The sequence below is a fragment of the Psychrobacter sp. GW64-MNA-CIBAN-0177 genome, from assembly GCF_040309585.1.
Lineage (GTDB): Bacteria > Pseudomonadota > Gammaproteobacteria > Pseudomonadales > Moraxellaceae > Psychrobacter > Psychrobacter okhotskensis.
In genome coordinates, this window is the sequence record NZ_JBEOOY010000064.1 from 1 (window position 1) to 529 (window position 529).

Consider the following 529-nt stretch of genomic DNA (forward strand, 5'->3'; position numbering starts at 1 on the left):
TCAAACCCTAATATTAACAACCTCACCTGAGTAAAATATCAATTTAAACGAAGGCTACTAACGCTATATATAGCATAGTGTTAGTAGCCTTTTTTAATGTCTCAAATGCACAAAATATAAGCGCATATATACCATGAAGTAAGATTTATAGCCCCTCAATAGTTGAGTTTTTGACATCTAACAAATTATGATTTCGCTCGTAGAAATTCATCAAATCCTCATTAATAATGACAGTGTGGATTCCTGATAAGATTATTATTGGAGAATAACTTAGCACACACATTGAACCGCCCCGGTATTGTCGGAGACTTAACATTCTGAGAGAATACGACAATGAAAAGACAAACCTACACTCCTGAAATGAAAGAGCGCGCCGTCCGTATGCTAATTGAAGCTAAAGACGATTACCCATCCACCTGGTCAGCCATCAAAGCCATAGCGCCAAAGATAGGTTGCACGCCTGAGACCCTACGATCATGGCATAAAAAGCACATTGATAAAACCATTCCTGCAAAGATTCAAGCTCAAA

1 pseudogene is annotated in these 529 nt (G+C 38.0%); it reads left to right on the forward strand.

The window, feature by feature from the left end:
- Positions 1–333: 333 nt before the first annotated feature.
- Positions 334–529: pseudogene (locus tag AAEY79_RS14185) on the forward strand (IS3 family transposase); the annotation flags it as partial.